The sequence below is a fragment of the Mycobacterium sp. E3198 genome, assembly GCF_001667015.1.
Classification (GTDB): domain Bacteria; phylum Actinomycetota; class Actinomycetes; order Mycobacteriales; family Mycobacteriaceae; genus Mycobacterium.
Genome location: NZ_LZIS01000063.1, coordinates 1 through 659, shown reverse-complemented (window position 1 = coordinate 659; position 659 = coordinate 1). Strand labels below are relative to the sequence as shown.

Annotated in this window: 1 pseudogene; it reads left to right on the top strand. The window is 68.3% G+C overall.

Annotated features, from left to right (window positions below):
* Window positions 1-659: pseudogene (locus A5673_RS07535) on the top strand (serine/threonine protein phosphatase); the annotation flags it as partial.

Below are 659 nucleotides of genomic sequence, written 5' to 3'. Positions count from 1 at the left end.
CCCGTCAGCGACGAGACGATCCTCGAGGCGCTGCAGATCCCGGACGTGGCCGAGAGTGCTTACCGCCTCATCGAATTGGCGCTGCGCGGCGGCGGCCCCGACAACGTGACGGTCGTCGTCGCCGACGTCGTGGACTACGACTACGGACAGACCCAGCCGATCCTGGCCGGTGCGGTGTCGGGCGAAGACGACCAGTTGACGCTGCCCAACACCTCCGCCGGGCGCGCCTCGGCCATCAGGCCCCGCGAGGAGGTCGCCAAACGCGTTCCCGCACAAGAGGAAACGCCTCGGCGCTCAAGATGGTCGCGGCGCCGGACGGCGATCGTCGTCACGCTGGTGGTACTCCTGGTGCTCGCGGGCCTGGGCATCGGCCGGGCCATCATCCGGAGCAACTACTACGTCGCCGAATACAACGGCATGGTGTCGATCCTGCGGGGAATCCAGGGGTCGCTGCTCGGCATGTCGCTGCACGAGCCGTACCTGATCGGCTGCCTCAACGCCCGCAACGAGCTGTCCCTGATCGGTTCCGGCCAAACCGGCGGTCACCTCGATTGCCGGCTGATGCAACTGCAGGATCTGCGCCCCCCAGAGCGCGCACAGGTGCAGGCCGGGCTTCCGGCCGGCACGCTGGATGACGCCATCGGCCAGTTGCGCGAACT